Source organism: Okeania sp. SIO2B9, from assembly GCF_010672505.1.
GTDB classification, from domain to species: domain Bacteria; phylum Cyanobacteriota; class Cyanobacteriia; order Cyanobacteriales; family Microcoleaceae; genus Okeania; species Okeania hirsuta.
Window position 1 is genome coordinate 1 of the sequence record NZ_JAAHGK010001573.1, and the last position, 1,495, is coordinate 1,495.

Genomic DNA, 1,495 nt, shown 5'->3' on the forward strand with positions numbered 1-1,495 from the left:
ACGCCATCCCACCCTACGGGAAGCTCCGAAGATCGACCACTTTGTCAAAGGACATATCCTGCATTTGTCTTTTTATTCCTGTTACTATTCGAACACATTCTTTTTTCACCCTTGGTATAACCCCTCCCAGGAGGGGAAGATGGGGAGATGGGGAGATCAAGAAAGATTTGGCAATGGCGCTGTGATGGAACATTTTTTTAGACCGAAACCGAGGGGATTTGATATGACTTAGCACTTTCGGAGCATAGTGACAATCAATTTTATGAGCGATCGCTACTAATAAAAGTATAAATATAAGTAAAAGCGATCGCTAGTACCTATAAAATATTACGCTGAGGATAAAAAGCTGATCATATAAAATTTTGGCGTTGGTAATTTGAGGTATGATATCATGTCCGGATAAGAGCTTTATAGAATTCCGTTCCCTTTACGCCACCAAAAAACTTTCTCTTTCTACTCCTTCTAATCCTTTTTCTTCTTCTTTATTCTCTCCTGACTCTTGACTCCTAAGTAATTAAGATTAATATTATACACGCGCTTTACCAACGCCAAAATTTTTAGTTATTCACATATTTGGCTTTTTAAATAGCTACAAAATAAAACTCAAACAGTCTCACGCAATTCATTAATATCCGATCCACAAATCGCCTGTAAATTACGAGTAATTTTCTCAATTTCCCAATCCCACCATTTAATCTCTAGCAATTCTTTAATAATAGCTTCCTCAAATCTTTTACGAATTTCTTTAGCAGGATTTCCACCAACAATACTGTATGGTTCAACATTCTTTGTCACCACAGAATTTGTCGCTATAATTGCCCCATCTCCTACTTGAATACCAGGCATAATTATCGCTCCATAACCAATCCAAACATCGTTACTAATAACAGTATTTCCTTTGTCTGGCCACGAGTCCGGCATTGCTTTTTCCCAACCTTCTCCAAACACAGGAAAAGGATAATTTGTCAACCAGTCAGTACGATGATTTCCTCCATTCATAATAAACTTTACATCAGAGGCAATAGAGCAGAATTTACCAATAATTAATTGATCTTCAATAAAATCAAAATTATAGAGAACATTACGCTCAAAATTCTCTGGATTCTCAAAATCGTCGTAGTAAGTATAGTCTCCGACAATGATGTTGGGATTTTTAATAATGTTCTTTAAATAGACTAATCGAGTTTGATTAGGTATTGGATATTTAAGGTTAGGGTCAGGACCGTTATTCATATTTTTTGATAGTTATAATCTTCTTCAAAGTTTAGCAATAAAAGTTTTTATAGCAATTGTTGAAATGGTATAAGTATTGAATAACTTTTGTTATTTTGATGGTGACTTTTGATAAATAGTATGAAAAAAAGAGTAGTTCATAAGTGGAGCGACTCTTGTCTAAACTAATTATCTTCACTATGTTTCAAAGATAGTGGGTGGAGCGGTGTAAGAAGGCGATTTTTCCCAGCACCATTCTCCTAAATTGGCTTGAAAACTCTAA

2 protein-coding genes are annotated in these 1,495 nt (G+C 35.3%); one reads left to right on the top strand and one right to left on the bottom strand.

Annotated elements, in window-relative coordinates; translation table 11 throughout:
• The coding region (locus F6K13_RS32760) for a hypothetical protein (RefSeq protein ID WP_287289870.1) at positions 1-232 on the top strand (232 nt) is incomplete at its 5' end.
• 371 nt (positions 233-603) lie between these two features.
• On the opposite strand, the gene F6K13_RS32765 is transcribed toward F6K13_RS32760, so the two are convergent.
• Positions 604-1,233: a CatB-related O-acetyltransferase gene (locus tag F6K13_RS32765; RefSeq protein ID WP_124145284.1), complete on the bottom strand. Its 630-nt coding sequence runs from the start codon at positions 1,231-1,233 to the stop codon at positions 604-606.
• Positions 1,234-1,495: the final 262 nt, after the last annotated feature.

Coding starts and splice junctions, on each gene's coding strand:
- F6K13_RS32765 (WP_124145284.1), bottom strand. CDS start 1,233: ATGAATAACGGTCCTGACCCTAACCTTAAATATCCAATACCTAATCAA.